This window comes from Lentzea sp. NBC_00516, from assembly GCF_036346835.1.
In the GTDB taxonomy this organism is placed as follows: Bacteria; Actinomycetota; Actinomycetes; order Mycobacteriales; family Pseudonocardiaceae; genus Lentzea; species Lentzea sokolovensis.
This window is the reverse complement of record NZ_CP107840.1, coordinates 9,120,294-9,137,854: the sequence shown is the minus strand read 5'-3', so window position 1 is coordinate 9,137,854 and position 17,561 is coordinate 9,120,294. Positions and strand designations below refer to the sequence as shown.

Genomic DNA, 17,561 nt, shown 5'->3' with positions numbered 1-17,561 from the left:
TAGTTTGGAGTGATTGATGTCCGAAGCGCCCTGTCAGACCGAGGAGACCGTCGGTTTGTTCGCGGGACAGCACGTACTTGCAGAGCTCTCGGGTGTGAGCGCGGATCTGCTCGACGACGAGCAGTTCCTGCGGCACGCCCTTGGTGAGGTTCTCACGCAGGCCGACGCAACCGTGCTGGAGGTGATCTCCAAGAAGTTCGATCCCCAAGGAGTCACCGTGCTGGCCCTGCTGTCGGAATCCCATGCGTCGATCCACACTTATCCCGAAGTGGGTTCGGTGTTCGTCGACGTGTTCACCTGCGGTACCCGTGCGAAACCAGCGCTGGCCGTCCAACTACTCGCTGACGCTCTGGGCGCTGCTCACGTGAGCACGGACCTCGTCACTCGTGGCGTCAAGGAGCATGTCGCGTGAACACGATCAACGAGCCGCTCGCCGATGGCATGACCCGCCACTGGCAGGTGGACGAGGTGCTGGTCGACACCAAGACCGACTTCCAGCACCTGGTGATCGCCCGTACGGCCCAGGGTCTGTCGCTGTTCTGCGACGACGACCGCCAGTCGACGGAGTTCAGCCAGCTGACCTACCACGAGGCCCTGATGGTGCCGGCGCTGCTGCTGGCCGACACCGTCGAGCGCGTGCTGGTCATCGGCTCCTCCGAGGGCGTCGTGTGCCAGATGGCCGTGCAGCACGGCGCTACGGTCGTCGACCACATCGACATCGACGAGCAGGCCGTCAAGCTGTGCGCGGAGCACCTGCCGTACGGCTACACGTCTTCGGAGCTGGCTGCCGCGGAGAAGGGTGACGGCCCGATCCGCGTGCAGTACATCGACGGGTTCGAGTACATCCGCACGACGTCGGAGAAGTACGACATCGTGCTGGTGGACCTGCCCGACGAGCGCGAGGAAGAGGCGCAGCACAACCGCCTGTACGGCGCGGACTTCCTGCGCATGTGCAAGGCGCTGCTGCGTCCCGGCGGCGTCGTCGTCAACCAGTCCGGCTGCCAGACGATGTGGCGCAACACCACCCTGATCCGCTCCTGGCAGCGGTTCAACGAGGTGTTCGACACCGTCGCCTACTACGGCTCCGACGAGCACGAGTGGGCGTACCTGTTCGGCCGCGCGGACGTCGTCGAGGACCCGACCGCGCTGATGGTCGAGCGTCTGAAGACGGCCGGGTACGAGCCGGAGTCGATCGACGACCTGGCACTGGTGGGCAACAGCATTCCGCCCTACCGGGTGCGGCAGTCGCTGGCCTGATCGCAGGCTTTTCGAGAGGGGCGCTTCCCGTTCGCGGGAGGCGCCCCTTTCGCTTGTCCCCTAGGCGAGTGACCGCTTGAGGAAGTCGACCTGCAGGAGGAGCAGGTTCTCCGCCACCTGTTCCTGCGGGGTCATGTGGGTGACGCCGGACAGCGGCAGCACGGTGTGCGGGCGGCCGGCGGCCAGCAGGGCGTTGGACAGGCGCAGGGTGTGGGCCGCCACCACGTTGTCGTCCGCCAGGCCGTGGATGATCATCAACGGGCGGGAGAGCTTGTCCGCGTCGGCGATGAGCGAGTTCGACTCGTAGACCTCGGGCTTGTCGTCCGGGTGGCCGAGGTAGCGCTCGGTGTAGTGGGTGTCGTAGAGGCGCCAGTCGGTCACCGGGGCGCCCGCGATGCCCGCGTGGAAGACGTCCGGGCGGCGCAGGACCGCGAGGGCGCTCAGGTAGCCGCCGTAGGACCAGCCTCGGATCGCCACTCGCGTGAGGTCCAGGTCCGGCTCGATCGCGGCGGCCGCGTGGAGGGCGTCGACCTGGTCCTCGAGGGTGGCGCCGGCGAAGTCGAACGCGATCGCGCGTTCCCAGGCGAGGCCTCGGCCCGGGGTGCCGCGGCCGTCGGCGACGATGACCGCGAACCCCTGGTCCGCCAGCCACTGCGAGGCCAGGAAGGCGTTCTGGGCCGAGACGACGCGCTGGGCGTGCGGGCCGCCGTACGGGTCCATCAGCACCGGGAGCTTGGTGCCGGCGACGTGGCCGGTGGGCAGCAGCAGGGCGGCGCGGAGGGAACGTTCACCGAGGGTCAGCATGCGCGGGGACGCCTTGAGGACGGGGGTGTCCGCCCACGACTCGATGACGCGGTCGCCGACGCGGGCCCGCGCACCGAAAGTGTCCAAAGTGGCCGATACGAGGACAACCGTGTCACCGCCCCGAACCGCGGAGTGCACACCGTCCTCAGAGGACAGTTGCTCGACGGTCCCGCCGACGGAGTAGACGTGCACCTGCGTCGGGTCGTCGGCGGAGGCGGTGATGAGGATCGAGTCGTCGGCGATGTCGAGCACCCGGCGCACCTGGAGGCCGGAGGTCAGGACGTCGTCGCCCACACGGAGCGCGTACTCGTCGCCCTCTTCCACGATCCGCACGAGGCGGCCGTCCGGCGTCCAGGCAGGAGCGCCGTCGGTGACCTCGAGCCACGTCGGGTCGGTCTCGGCCGCGAGCTCGGTGACGGCGCCGGTCTCGGGGGCCAGCGTGTAGATCTTGCGGGTGCGCTGGTCGCGGGTCTGCGTGGTGATCAGCGGGGCGCCGCCGGACGACCAGTGCACGTCGTTGAGGTAGTCGAAGTCGAGCAGGACCGGCACGAAGGTGCTGTCCAGCGACACGACGTGCAGCGACACCGCCGCGTTGGTCGTGCCCGCCGCCGGGTAGGCGATCTCGGTGGCCGCGGTGGCGGGGTTCGCCGGGTCGGCGATGTACCAGCGCTGCACCTCGGCGTTGTTCACGCGCGCGACGATGAGGCGGTCACCGTTCGGCTCCCACCAGTAACCGCGGTAGCGCGACATCTCCTCGGCCGCGATGAACTCGGCCAGGCCGAACGTCACGTCCTCGCCGTCCGGCTCGGCGACGGCGTAGTCCTCGCCAGAGGACAGCTCGACCACCCGCAGAGTGCCGTGCGTGACGTACGCCACGCGCCGGCCCGTCGGGTCAACACGCGGGTCGATGACGCCACCGCGCGTCGGCAGCTCACGGACGGCGCCGTCCGTCAGGTCGGCCACGAACAGACGCCCGGACAGCGCGAACGAGGCCACCGAGGCGTCCCGGGAGAGGGCGTAGCCGACGATGCCCGCGCCGGACTCACGCGTGCGCTCGCGGCGTGCCTTCTCCTCCGCGGGCAGGTCCTCCGGATCGGACAGCAGCGTCGCCGGGTCGGCGAGCAGCCGTTCGACGCCGGTGGTCGTGTTCAGCTCCCAGAGCCCGTTCGCACGGCTTGTGGCCGTGGCCGGGCGCAGGAAGAAGACACGTCCGCCGTCCGCCGACACCGCGAAGGTCCTCGGTGCGCCGACGGTGAACCGCTGGGTGCGCGCCTGTTGGCGCGGGAAGGAGATGTCATTGCCCACCCACCAACACTAACCCGCGCACGCGTGCCGCACGGGGGCTGTGACGTGCACTGCCTGGCGCGATACAGACCGGGAGGGGGTTGTGAGCGCCGCGGCTGGGCGTGCGCTGCGGCCTCCTGTCCGCGCCGCAGTGGTGCGGGTTACGGGCGGACGGTGCGAGGCACGGACGGGTGACGGCTGCGGATCAACGGCGCGGGGCGTGGGCAGTGGGTGGCGGGTGCGGTCAGCGGCGCGGGTCGCGGGTCGACGAAGCAAGCCAACGGCACGCCACACACGAGTCGCGTGCGCCGCGAGCCAACGGCGGGCGGCAGGCGCCGTTGCGGAACGCAGCGGCGAGCCTGACGCCGACCGCGCCGAGCGAAATGTCTCGCCCCAGCACGGACGGACGCCGCGCCCGGTCTGCCGCCTAACCCACCTTGCTCTTGGGAGGCAACGGAAAGAAGCCGCTGGTGCGTCGCACGTACTCGGCGTAGCCGGGGCGGCGCGACACGATGTCCTTCTCCAGCAACGGTTTGCCGCTGCCCTTCGCGAGCAGCCACGTCATGATCACCGGGCCGATGATCGTGAGCGCGGCGAGCCACGAGTGCAGTGCGAAGAGGTACAGGCCCCACCACACGACCGAGTCGCCGAAGTAGTTCGGATGCCTTGTGTAGCGCCACAATCCGCGGTCCATCACAGCGCCCTTGTTCGCCGGGTCCGCACGGAACCGGGAGAGCTGCCAGTCACCTACGGCCTCGAAGACGAAGCCGACCGTCCACACGCCAGTGCCCACCCAATCTAGCACTCCGAAAGGGGCCGAAAGGTGCTGTGCGGCCTGGACAGGCAGCGACACGATCCACATGAGCACGGCCTGGAGCAGGTAGACGCGGTACATCCGCAGGCGCGGGTTTCCCTTGGCACGCCTCAAGATGTCCTGGTAGCGCGGGTCTTCGTCCTTGCCGCGGTTGCGGGAGTGGATGTGCACGCCCAGGCGTACGCCCCACACCACGGTGAGCGCGGTGACCACCCACTGCCGAGTTGGTTCGCCCTCCGCGAACAGGAGCGTGATCACCGCGATCACGGCGAATCCCGGGCCCCACACGGAGTCGATCAGGTCGTAGCGTTTGCGGGAGTCCGCGTACAGGAACAGGCCGCTGAGCAACAGCAAGACCACGACGAAGCTGATCAGGAAGCTCATCGGGCCACCAGCTCACGACGTACGCGCGGCATGCCGCTGCGGCCGTTCTCGCTCCTGTGCACCGCGAGGATCTGATCCACGCCCATCCTGCCCTCCTCGAACGTCAGCGCGGCGCCCGCGAGGTACAGCCGCCAGACCCGCGCCTGTCCTTCGCCGACCAGGGCGACGACCTCGTCCCACCGCTCTTCGAGCGTTTGCGCCCATGCCCGCACGGTCCAAACGTAGTGCTCGCGCAACGCGTGCACGTCACGGATCTCCAGGCCGGCGCCTTCGAGGAAGCCGGTGGTGGCACTGACCGGGCGCATGTGCATGTCCGGCGCGACGTACGACTCGATGAACGCTCCGCCGCCGGGCGCGTTGTGGCCGCGCGACATCTGCTGCAGCAGCAGGCGTCCCTCTGGCTTGAGCAACCGGTGCAGCGTCGAGGCGTACTCGGGGTAGTTGCTCTCGCCGACGTGCTCGCCCATCTCGATCGTGGAGATCGCGTCGAACGGTTCGCCGCTCACCTCGCGGTAGTCCTGCAACCGCACCTCGACGCGACCGGCCAGCCCCTCGGCCTCGATGCGTCCGAGGATGTGCGCGCGTTGCTGGGCGGAGATCGTCACGCCGGTCGCGTGCACGCCGTAGTGCTTCGCGGCGTGGATGATCATCGAACCCCATCCGCAGCCGACGTCGAGCAGGCGCATGCCCGGCCTCAGGTCGAGCTTGCGGCACACGAGGTCCAGCTTGTTGTGCTGCGCCTGCGCGACCGACTCGTCCTCGGACGTGAAGTACGCACACGAGTAGGCCATGCTCGGATCGAGCACGAGCCGGTAGAAGTCGTTGCTCAGATCGTAGTGATGCGAAATGGCGTCACGGTCGCGGCTCTTCGTGTGCAGCGCGCCCCGCAGCCGCGCCTCCTCCTTCGGCGCGTCCGGGTTCGGCCCCAGCACTTTCAGTCGCAATGCGAGTTTCGCGACCTCCGAGAGCCGGGGCCGCCGGGTCACTCCCCGCCGCACGAGCCCCCAGATCTGCGAGAGACCGGTCGCGAGATCGCCCTCGACGTCGAGCTCACCGCTCACGTACGCGCGGGCGAGTCCCAGCTCGTTCGGACTCCAGACGAGCCTGCGCAACGCGTCGCGGGAGCGGATCACGAGCACCGTGCCGTCCTGCGGCCCGGCCGCACTTCCGTCCCAGGCTCGAAATCCGATTGGCAACGGCGCGCCCAGCACCCTTTCGGCCATTCCCGCCAGCTGACCAGCGACGACCACCCTGCACCTCCTGCGTGACCTGGCTCCGCCAGACGTTCGAGACAGGACGAGGTTCGGTTCGTTTCTGAACCGAGACGCAACCCCGGCCGTATGGCCTGGATAGAGCGAACGGATGGACGAGGAGGACATGAGTGTGATCCGACGTAACCGCATTGCCATCGGGCTCGCCGCGGGACTGGCAGTTGTGCTGGGTCTGGGTGTCTGGAGCGCCACTGGCAGTGGCACGAACTCCAAGCCGGTGGCACAAACCGAAACCGATCTGGGCGTCCTCGGTGACTACGGCGACGTGGGTCAGCCCCCGGTACTCCAGGAGCCCGCACAGGCCCCCGAAGCCCCAGTTCAGCAGCAGGCCCCGGAAGTTCCGGCAGCGCAGCCCCCTGCGGCGCAGCCCCCCGCAGCAGCACCGGTCAGCACGTTGAGGCTGGTCGGCAAGAGCGTGGACAAGATGGGCCAGGTCGTCCAGGACGGCGATGGCCGCACCCTTTACCGCTTCGACAAGGACGTCCCGAAGCCTGAAGGCAAGTCCAACTGCAACGACCAGTGCGCCGTGACGTGGCCGCCGCTCTTCGCGGACACGATCCCGCAGCTGGAAGGCGTCGACTCGAAGCTGGTCTCGCTGATCACCCGCGCTGACGGCAAGAAGCAGGTCGCCATCGACGGCTGGGCCCTCTACACGTATTCGAAGGACCCGGCGCCGGGCAAGTGGGCCGGCCAGGGCATCGGCGGCACGTGGTACGTGATCCAGCCCAACGGAAAGCGCAACGTCGAGTGCCTCCCGCCTGGTGTGACGGCTCCGGCTGCGTAACCCCACCGCATCCCGTTAGGACGGTCCATCTGAGACACACAACACCCTGACACGGTGAAACCCCGGCCCTGGGGAAGGGGCCGGGGTTCCCGTCGTTTCGCTCCAGGGTCACCAAAGCCGAAGGGGCGCCACCGAATCTCCGGTGGCGCCCCTTCGGCTTTGGTGATCAGAGCGTGGAGTACAGCGGGTGCTTCGCCGCCAGAACCTCAACGCGCGCACGCAGTTCGTCGATCGCCGCGCCCGGCTTGAGGGCCTCCGCGATCACGTCGGCGACCTCGATGAAGTCCACCTCGCCGAACCCGCGGGTGGCCAGTGCCGGCGTACCGATCCGCAGACCGGACGTCACCATCGGCGGACGCGGGTCGTTCGGAACGGCGTTGCGGTTGACCGTGATGCCGATCTGGTGCAGCACGTCCTCGGCCTGCTTGCCGTCCAGCTCGGAGTCGACCAGGTCGACGAGGACCAGGTGCACGTCGGTGCCCCCGGTCAGCACCTTCACTCCGGCCGCGGCGACGTCCGCCTGCGACAGCCGCTCGGCCAGGATCCGCGAACCCTCGAGCGTGCGACGCTGACGGTCGGCGAACTCCGGCGAGGCGGCGTGCTTGAACGCCACGGCCTTCGCCGCGATGACGTGCTCCAGCGGACCGCCCTGCTGGCCGGGGAACACCGCCGAGTTGATCTTCTTCGCGATGTCGGCGTCGTTCGACAGGATCACGCCGCCACGGGGACCGCCGAGGGTCTTGTGGGTCGTGGTCGTCGTGACGTGCGCGTGCGGCACGGGCGACGGGTGCAGGTCGGCGGCGACGAGGCCGGCGAAGTGCGCCATGTCGACCATCAGGTAGGCGTCGACCGAGTCCGCGATGCGGCGGAACTCGGCGAAGTCCAGCTGGCGCGGGTACGCGGACCAGCCGGCGACGATCAGCTTCGGGCGGTGCTCGGTCGCCAGGCGCTCGACCTCGGCCATGTCGACGCGGCCGTCGGAGTCCGCGACGTGGTACGGCACGACGTTGTAGAGCTTGCCGGAGAAGTTGATGCGCATGCCGTGCGTCAGGTGACCGCCGTGCGCGAGGTCCAGGCCCAGGATCGTGTCGCCGGGCTGGAGCAACGCGAACATCGCGGCCGCGTTGGCCTGCGCGCCCGAGTGCGGCTGGACGTTCGCGAAGCCCGCGCCGAAGAGCGACTTGATGCGCTCGATGGCGAGACGCTCGACGACGTCCACGTGCTCGCAGCCGCCGTAGTAGCGACGACCGGGGTAGCCCTCGGCGTACTTGTTGGTCAGCACCGAACCCTGCGCCTGCAACACCGACACGGGCGTGAAGTTCTCCGAGGCGATCATCTCGAGAGTGCCCTGCTGGCGCGCCAACTCGGCCGCAACGGCTTCGGCGACCTCGGGGTCGTACTCCGCGAGGGAAGCGTTGAACTGGTCGGACATCTGGAGAATCTCCCTACTTGGCGCGCTTGTAGAACGGAAGTGCGACGACCTCGACCGGCTGCTTCTTGCCGCGGACGTCGACCAGCAGTGAGGTGCCGGGCTCGGCACTGGCCCGCGACACGTAGGCCATGGCGACGGAGTAGCCGAGGGTCGGGGACAACGCGCCCGACGTCACCTCGCCCACGACCTCGTCGCCGTTGAGCACCGCGTAACCGTGGCGCGGGGCGCGGCGCTCGGGGGTCTTCAGTCCGACCAGGACCGAGTCCACCCCGGACTCGGCGACCTTGGCCAGCGCGTCGCGGCCGACGAAGTCGCCGGGCTTGTCGAGCTTCACGACCCGGCCCAGATTCGCGTTGTACGGCGTCAGCGACGTCGTGAGTTCGTTGCCGTACAAGGGCATTCCGGCTTCGAGACGCAACGTGTCGCGGCAGCCGAGACCGCACGGCTTGAGTTCGTGCGCCTCGCCGGTGGACAGCAGCGCGGCCCAGACGGCCGGCGCGTCGGCGGGAGCGACGAAGAGCTCGAAGCCCTCCTCACCCGTGTAACCCGTGCGCGCGAGCAACGCGTCGACCCCGGCCACGGTGGAAGGGTACGAGGCGTAGTACTTGACTGACGCCAGATCCGTCTCGGTCAGGCCGGACAGGATCTCGACCGACTTCGGGCCCTGGATCGCGATCAACGCGTAGTCGGTCGACCTGTCGGTGACGACGGTGTCGAAACCGGCGGCGCGCTCGACGAGGGCCTCGGCGACGACAAGAGCGTTGGAGGCGTTCGCGACGACCATGAACTCCTGGTCGCCCAGGCGGTACACGATCAGGTCGTCGAGCACGCCGCCGTCGGCCTGGGTGATCATCGTGTAGCGGGCCTTGCCGACGGCCAGCGCGGAGATGTGGCCGACCAGCGCGTAGTCGAGGGCCTCGCCCGCCTGCGGTCCGGTCAGGACGATCTCACCCATGTGCGTGAGGTCGAACAGGCCCGCGGTGGTGCGCACCGCGTGGTGCTCGGCGAGCTCGGACGAGTAGCGCAGCGGCATCCGCCAGCCCGCGAAGTCGGTGAACATCGCGCCGAGCTGCTCGTGCTCGGCGTTCAGAGGCGTGAGGCGGGACATCAGAACGCTCCTCCAGGGTGCGCCGAAGAGCCGGACGCGGCCGGCTGAGGCATCAGAAGAATGACACGGTCCATCGGAGACTCCTCACTAGAGCGAGCCTCCCCCTCTGTCATGAGCCTGAGAGCTTCACCACCGAAGTGGCTTGCACCGTGGGCGAGGCTGCCGAGCAGCCTGCTTTCCAGAGTTGCCTTCGTCGCGCGGTACCTGTGCCTGAGAGATTCCGGGGAGGGATTGCTCCTTCGGCGCCCCTGCTGGAGGGGTCTCTTCCGCGCGACATCGACGGCCGTGTTCAGTTGGTAGCCCCAGACGCTAGCAGGCCAAACGTCACAGCGGCACGCCCTGCGCCGTCTTCTCGACCACCTTGCGCTCCGCCCAGAACGACAGGAACGGGACCGTGCCGGCGAGCAGCACCAGCAGGGTGCCCTTGATCGACCAGCGCAGCTTGAGCGCCAGGTCGACGGAAATCACCAGGTAGATGGCGTAGAGGAAGCCGTGGATCGGGCCGACGACCTTCATCGCGCCGCCCATGTCCGCGGCGTACTTGAGCACCATGGCCACGACCAGGAGCAGAAGGAAGACTCCGACCACGTAAGCCATGACCCTGAACCGGGTCAACGCACCCTTCATCTGCCCGCCTTCGCTCAACGACCGTCCCGCGCGTTGAGGTTCGCGAGCATGCGGTTGTAGGCCGCGAGCTCCGCGTCTTCTTCGTCGTCGAAGTGCTCGACAGGCGCGGGTTTGACGGCGTCAACGGTAGCCATCGGCTTCGGGACGGCCGCAACCGGCTCGGGTGCGAGATCCGCGTCACGGTTCTGGCGCGCCAAACGACGGAACCGCCACACCATGAAGAGGGGGAAGAGGCCGAAGAGCGGCCACTGGAGCACGTACCCGAGGTTCTGGAACGTGCCGCTGGCGGACTCGAAGCGCTGCCACTGCCACCAGGCGAGTCCGCAACAGGCGACCAACGCCGCCAGACAGGCGAACGCGATCAGCAACCGTTGGGGAGTAAGGAGGCCGCGCACGACCTCCACACTACTTGGGTGAGGCCTCCGCACCGGAGGCCGCCCGTGAGGGGTGCATGGATGTGGGGCTGCCGCCTCCGACAGCCCGGTCCACTACGCCACGCCGTCTCGGCGCTGCCTCTGCAGACGAGCAACGCACCAGGCCGCGGCGGAGCCACGACGAAGGTGCTGGAGAACCGTCATCGGTCCCAGGCGCCTCCCGAGATCGGCAGGAGACAGGCCGGCCGCGCGGTAGTCGAGCGCGCGCTGGTCCAACGGGCTGATGCCCGCGTCCCACCACTGCTCGGCTTCGGCGACGTCGCCCACCAGCTGCCAGTAGCTCGCCGCGGCGGCGAGCAGTGCCTCGGGTGCCTCCGGCGCCCGCTTGCGCATCGCGGCCACGTAGGCCGGATCCGCCGAGTCGACCTTGACCAAGCCACGCGACCCACTCCTGCCTCCCCGCTGCACGGGGATGCCTGGCGCCGAGGGGGGAGCCTCCGCGAGCCACGCGTTCTTGATCCGGTTCACCTCCTGCATCTCTGCGTCGTCAGACCGTTCAGCCGCCCACTGCTGCAACAGCTCGTGGACCCCGGAGTCCTCGACCATATGTGCCTCCTCGTCGGTCGGGGATCGGCCATTGCAGCGGAAGGTATTCGGTAGGTCTGACAATCGCCAGACCCTGAATCCCCAGAACACCCGTTACCAGTGCGTGATTGGCCTCATTCCACCCATCCGGCTCAACGCAGACGGCCGAGGATCACCGAACGTCACTAGTTGAGAGGGGTGGCCGTGCCGAAGAGGCTCCTGACGAAGGTGATGATCGACTCCGCGCCGTCCCGCAGCCAGCCGAGAGCCGTCTGGACCGCCGAAGCGGACTCTTCTGGCCGGGTGATCAGGAGGAACAGCACCAGCGCGACGCCCGCCAGCACTAGCACCTTCTTGAGGTTCACAGGTACCTCTCCGTCCGTGTGGTTCACCGGTCAGGCGGCGGACCGCCCGTGTCACCCGTCATGGTCCCTCATTCACCCTTGCGATGAACAACGACCACGCCCAACTCGTCCCAGGATCCACCAGCGACGCACGCCTGCACGACGGCCAACGTCACCCGAATGGCGGCTAAAGACAGGCCTCAACAGCGCCGATGTCCTGGGCACGAGGTGAACACGGGCTCCCTCGCATCCCACAGCTTGGAAGAGAGACTGTTGCACCGGGGCTCACCCGGATGCCGAACTCACCCCATCACGCACCGTCACGCCTTCGTGGCGCTATTAATGCGCACCCGAGCATTCATCCAATTACTCCAGACCGCCGCAGTTCCATAATTCGGCCGTCCGCCACACCCATGTCGGCAAGCACTTCCCCGGTGTTCACCCCGACGGGAACCGGGGCCGTCGGAACCGCCGCGGGAGTGCGGTCGAACCGGGGCGCCGGCGCCGGGTGCGGAGCACCGGCCACGTCGACGAACGCGGCACGCGCCTCGTTGTACGGATGCCGTGCCGCTTCGGCGGGGGTCAGCACCGGAGCCAGGCAGGCGTCCGTGTCCCGCGCGAGGTCCGCCCACTCGTCCCGCGACCGGGTCTTCACCGCAGCCGCGATGCGTTCCCGCAGCTCAGGCCAGTTCGCCGGGTCGTTGCGCGAGGGCGCGTCCTCCAGGCCCAGCACGCGCACCAGGTCGGCGTAGAACCTCTCCTCCAGTGCGCCCACCGCCACGTACTGCCCGTCGGCGGCCTCGTAGACGTCGTAGAACGGCACTCCACCGTCGAGCATGTTCTCGCCGCGCCCGCCCGACCACATGCCCGCTGACCGCATCCCGTGCAGGAACGTGGTCAGCAACGCCGCCCCGTCGACCATCGCGGCGTCCACGACCTGGCCGCGTCCGGAGCGCTCCCGTTCGTACAGTGCGGCGAGCACGCCCAGCGCCAGCAGCAGCCCTCCCCCGCCGAAGTCGCCCAGGAGGTTGATCGGGAACGACGGAGGCCCCCCGGCACGTCCCAGCGGCTCCAGCGCGCCCGCGACGGCGATGTAGTTGATGTCGTGGCCGGCGCGGTCGGCGAGCGGCCCGTCCTGGCCCCAGCCGGTCATGCGTCCATATACAAGGCGCGGGTTGCGGGCGAGGCACTGCGCGGGCCCGATGCCCAGCCGTTCGGTCACGCCCGGCCGGAAACCCTCGATCAGCACGTCCGAACGCTCGACCAGCCCGAGAACCAGCTCAGCACCCTCTGGCGTGCGGGTGTCGATCGCGACCGAGCGCCGGTTGCGGCCGAGGAAGTCGCCGGGGATCGTCTGCACGCTCCCCGGCTTGTGCACCTGGATCACGTCGGCGCCGAGGTCGGCCAGCACCATGGCACCGAACGGCGCGGGTGCGAGACCGGCGAGCTCGACGACTTTCAGACCTGCGAGGGGCCCGGTCACAGGGACCTCGCGATGATTTCCTTCATGATCTCGTTCGTGCCGCCGTAGATCCGCTGGACGCGGGCGTCGGACCAGGCACGTGCGATCGGGTACTCGTTCATGTAGCCGTAGCCGCCGAAGAGCTGCACGCACTCGTCGACGACCTTGCCCAACCGGTCACTGGCCCACCACTTCGCCATCGCGGCCGTGGGGATGTCCAACTCACCGCGAAGGTGCTTCTCGACGCACTCGTCGATGAACGCCCTGGTCACAGCTGCTTCGGTGGCGCACTCGGCGAGCTTGAAGCGGGTGTTCTGGAACTTCATCAGCTCCTTGCCGAACGCCGTGCGCTCCTTCACGTACTTGAGCGTCACGTCGACGGCCGCCTCGATGCCCGCGATGCAGCAGACGCCGATGATCAGGCGTTCCTGCGGCAACTGGTGCATCAGCTGGACGAAGCCGAGGCCTTCCTGGTCGCCCAGGAGGTTGGAGGCGGGCACCCGGACGTCGTCGAAGAACAGCTCGGCGGTGTCCTGGCCCTTCATGCCGACCTTGTCGAGCACGCGGCCGCGCCGGATGTCGTTCTCCACGACGAGCAGCGAGATGCCCTGCGCACCCTGGGCCGGGTCGGTCTTGGCCACGACGATCACCAGATCGGCGTGCACGCCGTTCGTGATGAACGTCTTCGAGCCGTTGATGACGTACTCGTCGCCGTCCCTGACGGCCTTCGTCCGGATGCCCTGCAGGTCGGAGCCCGCACCGGGTTCGGTCATCGCGATCGCGCCGACGTACTCGCCGGACGCGAGCTTGGGCAGCCAGCGCTGCTTCTGCTCCTCGGAGCCGTAGGAGTTGAGGTAGTGCGCCACGATGCCGCTGTGCACGCTGTTGCCCCACGAGCTGTCGCCGGCCCGTGCCTGTTCCTCCAGCAACACGGCCTCGTGGGCGAACGTGCCGCCACCGCCTCCGTACTCCTCGGGGATGCTGATGCACAGCAGCCCGAGCTCACCGGCCTTGCGCCACAGGTCGCGGTCGACCTGCTTCTGCTCGGCGAAGCGTTCCTGGTGCGGCGCGACCTCCTTCTCCATGAACGTGCGGGCGAGCTGGCGCAACTGGTCCAGGTCGCTGTCCATCCACCGCGATCGACGCTCTGCCATGCGGTCCACGTAACCACCGGGCGGTGATCCACGCCATGACCGCCGCGCCTGCACGGGCCCGAAAAACTGAGCGAAATTCCCACCCCGGTCGTCCAGACTGCCTCGTATGCAGATCCACCAGGTCATGCCGGACGAGTGGGAGCTCTGGCGCGACACCCGCCTGGACGCGCTGGCCAGCGACCCCGAGGAGTTCGGCTCCACCCTGGCGCGCGAGCAGACGTACACCGAGAACGAGTGGCGTGACCGCGCGGCGGAGGGCCTGAAACTCGTCGCGCTCGACGCCCGTCCCGTCGCCCTGGTCGCCGCCACCGCGCGGCCAGAGGGCCTCTACCTCTACTCGATGTGGGTGCGCGACTCCCACCGCGGCCGGGGCGTCGGCGAGGCGCTGGTCAGAACGGTGCAGGCGTGGGCGGCCGAGGAAGGCTGGAAGGTCGTGCGACTGCAGGTGTACGACCACAACCTGCCTGCTCGCCGCCTCTACGAACGCCTGGGTTTCGTCGACGCCGAAGAACCGGAGCACATGGAGTTCCGGGTGAGCTAATCGGTCACCCTTCACGGTCATGGCCAGCCCCTGCGCGCGGGCCTAGCGTGGTGTCATGAGCGAAGCCTTGATCTTCGACGCGGTGCGCACGCCGCGCGGCAAGGGGAAGCGCGGATCGCTGCACAGCGTGAAGCCCGTCGATCTGGCCGCCGGTGTGCTGCGCGCGCTGTCCGAACGCAACTCTCTCGACACCTCCGCGGTGGACGACGTCGTGTTCGGCGTGGTGTCCCCGCTCGGTGAGCAGGGCGGAGACATCGCCCGCACCGCCGTGCTGGCCGCCGGATGGGACCAGCGCCCGGCCGGGGTGCAGCTCAACCGGTTCTGCGCGTCGGGCCTCGAGTCGGTGAACCTCGCCGCGGCCAAGGTCGCGTCCGGGTTCGAGGACCTGGTGGTCGCGGGTGGCGTCGAGTCGATGTCGCGCGTGCCGATGGGCTCGGACGGCGGCGCGTGGGCGATCGACCCCGCGACGAACTTCGACCTGTCGTTCGTGCCGCAGGGCGTGTCGGCCGACCTGATCGCGACACTGGAGGGCTTCTCCCGCACGGACGTCGACGCGTGGGCCGCCCGGTCGCACGCCCGCGCGTTCGAGGCGCAGAAGGACGGCCGGTTCGAGCGGTCCGTGGTGCCGGTCGTCGACCAGAACGGCACGGTGGTGCTCAAGGAGGACGAGACGATCCGTCCCGAGTCCACTGTGGAGTCTCTCGGAAGGCTCAAGCCCAGCTTCCAGTTCCACGGCGACCTCGGCTACGACACCGTCGCGATCGACCGCTACCCCACCGTCGAGCGCATCAGCCACGTGCACACCCCGGGCAACTCCTCGCAGATCGTCGACGGCGCCGCGGCGATGCTGATCGGCTCCGCGGCCACGGGCAAGGCTCTCGGCCTGACCCCGCGCGCCCGGATCGTCTCCGTCGCCGTCGTGGGCACCGAGCCGACGATCATGCTCACCGGACCGGCACCGTCCGCGCGCAAGGCGCTGGACAAGGCTGGCCTCTCGGTCGAGGACATCGACCTGTTCGAGGTCAACGAGGCGTTCTCGTCGGTCGTGCTGAAGTTCCTGCGGGACATGGACATCCCCGAGGACAAGGTCAACGTCAACGGCGGCGCGATCGCGCTGGGCCACCCGCTGGGCGCCACCGGCTGCATGATCCTGGGCACGCTGCTGGACGAGCTGGAGCGCCGGGACCTGCGCCGCGGCCTGGCCACGTTGTGCGTGGGCGGCGGCATGGGTATCGCGACGATCATCGAGAGGGTCTGAGGCATGCCGTTCCACTACGACAAGGGCGAGGACGGCATCGTCACCCTGACGATGGACATGTCCGGCTCCGCCAACGTGATGAACGACGAGTACCGCGAGCTGATGGGCGACGCCGTCTCGAAGCTCGAGGGCGACGAGATCACCGGCGTGATCATCACATCCGCCAAGAAGACGTTCTTCGCGGGCGGCGACCTCAACGTGCTGATCGCGATCACGCCGGAGAACGCCTCGCAGGCGCTGGAAGGCGTCGAGGAGCTCAAGTCGCAGCTGCGCCGGCTGGAGAAGCTCGGCAAGCCGGTCGTGGCGGCGATCAACGGGACCGCGCTCGGCGGCGGGTTCGAGATCGCACTGGCCTCGCACCGCCGGATCGTGCTGAACGACAACAGCATCCGCGTCGGCCTGCCCGAGGCGACGCTCGGTCTGCTGCCCGGCGGCGGTGGCGTCACGCGCATGGTGCGCCTGCTGGGCGTGCAGAAGGCGTTGCCGTTGCTCATGGAGGGCAAGCAGCTGCGGCCGGAACGCGCGCTGCAGGCCGGAATCGTGCACCAGGTCGTGGACACCCGCGAGGAGCTGATCTCCGAGGCCAGCGCGTGGATCCTGGCGAACCCGGCGCCGACGCAGCCGTGGGACGTGCAGGGCGCGGGCGTGCCGGACCTGAAGTTCGGCGACCCCAACAGTTACGGCCTCCTCGCCGCGGCCCCCGCCGTGCTGAGCAAGAAGTCGCACGGCGTGTACCCGGCGCCGGAGAAGATCATGGCGACGGCCGTGGAGGGCGCCTACGTCGACTTCGACACGGCACTCCAGATCGAGGGCCGCTACTTCGTGGAACTGGCCTCCGGTCAGGTCTCCAAGAACATGATCACGGCGTTCTGGTTCAACCTCAACGAGGTCAACGGCCGCGCGTCCGCGACGGGACAGCGCGTGGCCAAGCTGGGCGTGCTGGGCGCGGGCATGATGGGCGCTGGAATCGCCGAGGTGTCCGCGAAGGCCGGTATCGAGGTGGTCCTGAAGGACGTCAGCCTCGCAGGTGCCCAGAAGGGCGCTCAGGGCCTGGAAGGCATCACGCCGACCGACTCCGACGACGACCTCGCGGGCTGCGACCTGATCATCGAGGCCGTGTTCGAGAACCGCGAGCTCAAGAACAAGGTGCTGCCCGCCGCGGAGGCGAAGGCGTTGCCGGACGCGGTGATCGCGTCCAACACCTCGACGCTGCCGATCACCGGCCTCGCGTCGGCGGTGACGGCGCCGGAGCGGTTCATCGGCCTGCACTTCTTCTCGCCGGTGCCGAAGATGCGGCTGGTGGAGATCATCCGCGGCGAGAAGACGTCCGAGGAGACGCTGCAGCGCGCGCTGGACTACGTGCGGCAGATCGGGAAGACGCCGATCGTGGTCAACGACTCGCGCGGTTTCTACACCTCGCGGACGTTCGGCACGTACGTGATCGAGGCGATCTCGATGCTGGCCGAGGGCGTGTCACCGGCGTTGATCGAGAACGTGGCGAAGAAGTCCGGCATGGCGGTCGGCCCGCTGGCGGTGTCGGACGAGGTGACGCTGTCGTTGCAGCTGAAGATCCACGACCAGACCGTCGCCGACGACCCGTCGCTGGTGTCGGAGAGCCCGGCGTACGACCTCATCCGCGAGCTGGTGTCCTTGGGGCGTAGCGGAAAGTCGACGGGCGCGGGCTTCTACGAGTACCCGGAGGGCGGCAGGAAGTTCCTCTGGCCCGAGCTCACCACCCGGTACGCGAAGGCCGACGCCGGGGTGTCCGAGCAGGACGTGCGCGACCGGCTGCTGTTCGTGCAGTCGCTGGAGACCGTGCGGTGCCTGGACGAGGGCGTGCTGACGTCCGTGGCGGACGCGAACATCGGCTCGATCTTCGGGTTCGGCTTCGCGCCGTGGAGCGGTGGCACGCTGCAGTTCATCAACTCCTACGGCGTGCAGGCGTTCGTGGAGCGCGCGGACTACCTCGCCGACACGTACGGGGAGCGGTTCCGGCCGCCCGCCTCGCTGCGGGAGCGCGACAGGTTCTGACCTTTTGGGACGTTTTGGAGTGCTTGCGGCCGTCCTCGTGGCGGCCG

Annotated in this window: 17 protein-coding genes and 2 riboswitches; of the genes, 6 read left to right on the top strand and 11 right to left on the bottom strand. The window is 68.7% G+C overall.

Translation table 11 applies throughout. The features are described 5' to 3' along the window. Nucleotides 1-16: 16 nt before the first annotated feature. Both speD and OG205_RS42460 read left to right on the top strand, forming a co-directional pair. Entirely contained in the window at nucleotides 17-412 is a 396-nt protein-coding gene (gene speD / locus OG205_RS42465; RefSeq protein WP_319977204.1) for an adenosylmethionine decarboxylase, read from the top strand. Between the two features lie 29 nt (nucleotides 413-441). Then, nucleotides 442-1,257: a spermidine synthase gene (locus OG205_RS42460; protein ID WP_330278358.1), complete on the top strand. Its 816-nt coding sequence runs from the start codon at nucleotides 442-444 to the stop codon at nucleotides 1,255-1,257. 60 nt (nucleotides 1,258-1,317) lie between these two features. Here OG205_RS42460 and OG205_RS42455 read toward each other — a convergent pair whose 3' ends face one another. The 3 genes from OG205_RS42455 to OG205_RS42445 form a co-directional block, all read right to left on the bottom strand. Next, nucleotides 1,318-3,366, bottom strand: a complete 2,049-nt coding sequence (locus OG205_RS42455) for a S9 family peptidase (protein ID WP_330273412.1) — start codon at nucleotides 3,364-3,366, stop codon at nucleotides 1,318-1,320. Between the two features lie 406 nt (nucleotides 3,367-3,772). Then, a complete protein-coding gene (locus tag OG205_RS42450; RefSeq protein WP_330273411.1) occupies nucleotides 3,773-4,543 on the bottom strand; it encodes a DUF1295 domain-containing protein in 771 nt (256 codons plus the stop codon). Further along, a complete protein-coding gene (locus tag OG205_RS42445) occupies nucleotides 4,540-5,766 on the bottom strand; it encodes a cyclopropane-fatty-acyl-phospholipid synthase family protein (RefSeq protein WP_330278357.1) in 1,227 nt (408 codons plus the stop codon). Before OG205_RS42445 ends, OG205_RS42450 begins: the two co-directional genes overlap by 4 nt. 160 nt (nucleotides 5,767-5,926) lie before the next feature. On the opposite strand from OG205_RS42445, the gene OG205_RS42440 reads away from it, so the two are divergent. Beyond that, nucleotides 5,927-6,598: a COG4315 family predicted lipoprotein gene (locus OG205_RS42440; RefSeq protein ID WP_330273410.1), complete on the top strand. Its 672-nt coding sequence runs from the start codon at nucleotides 5,927-5,929 to the stop codon at nucleotides 6,596-6,598. A 166-nt stretch (nucleotides 6,599-6,764) separates the two neighbouring features. Here the strand turns inward: OG205_RS42440 and glyA are convergent, their stop codons facing one another. The 8 genes from glyA to OG205_RS42400 all read right to left on the bottom strand — a co-directional run bounded on the left by glyA (nucleotide 6,765) and on the right by OG205_RS42400 (nucleotide 13,684). Next, entirely contained in the window at nucleotides 6,765-8,030 is a 1,266-nt protein-coding gene (gene glyA, locus OG205_RS42435) for a serine hydroxymethyltransferase (RefSeq protein ID WP_319977207.1), read from the bottom strand. Nucleotides 8,031-8,043: 13 nt separating this feature from the next. Further along, nucleotides 8,044-9,138: a glycine cleavage system aminomethyltransferase GcvT gene (gene gcvT, locus OG205_RS42430; RefSeq protein WP_330273409.1), complete on the bottom strand. Its 1,095-nt coding sequence runs from the start codon at nucleotides 9,136-9,138 to the stop codon at nucleotides 8,044-8,046. A gap of 99 nt (nucleotides 9,139-9,237) precedes the next feature. After that, nucleotides 9,238-9,325: riboswitch (glycine riboswitch) on the bottom strand. 1 nt (nucleotide 9,326) lies between these two features. Continuing rightward, a riboswitch (glycine riboswitch) is annotated at nucleotides 9,327-9,417 on the bottom strand. A 45-nt stretch (nucleotides 9,418-9,462) separates the two neighbouring features. Further along, nucleotides 9,463-9,765 carry a DUF3817 domain-containing protein gene (locus OG205_RS42425; protein WP_093597120.1) on the bottom strand — a complete coding sequence of 101 codons (303 nt, stop codon included), beginning with the start codon at nucleotides 9,763-9,765 and terminating at the stop codon, nucleotides 9,463-9,465. Between the two features lie 14 nt (nucleotides 9,766-9,779). Beyond that, nucleotides 9,780-10,160 carry a hypothetical protein gene (locus OG205_RS42420; protein ID WP_330273408.1) on the bottom strand — a complete coding sequence of 127 codons (381 nt, stop codon included), beginning with the start codon at nucleotides 10,158-10,160 and terminating at the stop codon, nucleotides 9,780-9,782. Nucleotides 10,161-10,253: 93 nt separating this feature from the next. Beyond that, on the bottom strand, nucleotides 10,254-10,745 hold the full coding sequence (locus OG205_RS42415; protein ID WP_090012227.1) for a transcriptional regulator: 492 nt from the start codon (nucleotides 10,743-10,745) through the stop codon (nucleotides 10,254-10,256). A 164-nt stretch (nucleotides 10,746-10,909) separates the two neighbouring features. Beyond that, nucleotides 10,910-11,089 (bottom strand): hypothetical protein, encoded by a 180-nt coding sequence (locus tag OG205_RS42410; protein ID WP_330273407.1) that lies wholly within the window; start codon nucleotides 11,087-11,089, stop codon nucleotides 10,910-10,912. Nucleotides 11,090-11,426: 337 nt separating this feature from the next. Next, on the bottom strand, nucleotides 11,427-12,551 hold the full coding sequence (locus OG205_RS42405; protein WP_330273406.1) for a CaiB/BaiF CoA transferase family protein: 1,125 nt from the start codon (nucleotides 12,549-12,551) through the stop codon (nucleotides 11,427-11,429). Beyond that, on the bottom strand, nucleotides 12,548-13,684 hold the full coding sequence (locus OG205_RS42400) for an acyl-CoA dehydrogenase family protein (RefSeq protein ID WP_330273405.1): 1,137 nt from the start codon (nucleotides 13,682-13,684) through the stop codon (nucleotides 12,548-12,550). Before OG205_RS42400 ends, OG205_RS42405 begins: the two co-directional genes overlap by 4 nt. 106 nt (nucleotides 13,685-13,790) lie before the next feature. Between OG205_RS42400 and OG205_RS42395 the strand changes: the two genes are divergently transcribed. The 3 genes from OG205_RS42395 to OG205_RS42385 are packed head-to-tail and all read left to right on the top strand — an operon-like array spanning nucleotide 13,791 to nucleotide 17,514. Next, nucleotides 13,791-14,225, top strand: a complete 435-nt coding sequence (locus OG205_RS42395; protein ID WP_330273404.1) for a GNAT family N-acetyltransferase — start codon at nucleotides 13,791-13,793, stop codon at nucleotides 14,223-14,225. Between the two features lie 55 nt (nucleotides 14,226-14,280). Next, complete coding sequence (locus tag OG205_RS42390) at nucleotides 14,281-15,483, top strand: acetyl-CoA C-acetyltransferase (RefSeq protein WP_319977214.1); 1,203 nt, start codon at nucleotides 14,281-14,283, stop codon at nucleotides 15,481-15,483. Nucleotides 15,484-15,486: 3 nt separating this feature from the next. Further along, a complete protein-coding gene (locus OG205_RS42385) occupies nucleotides 15,487-17,514 on the top strand; it encodes a 3-hydroxyacyl-CoA dehydrogenase NAD-binding domain-containing protein (protein WP_330273403.1) in 2,028 nt (675 codons plus the stop codon). Nucleotides 17,515-17,561 lie beyond the last annotated feature (47 nt).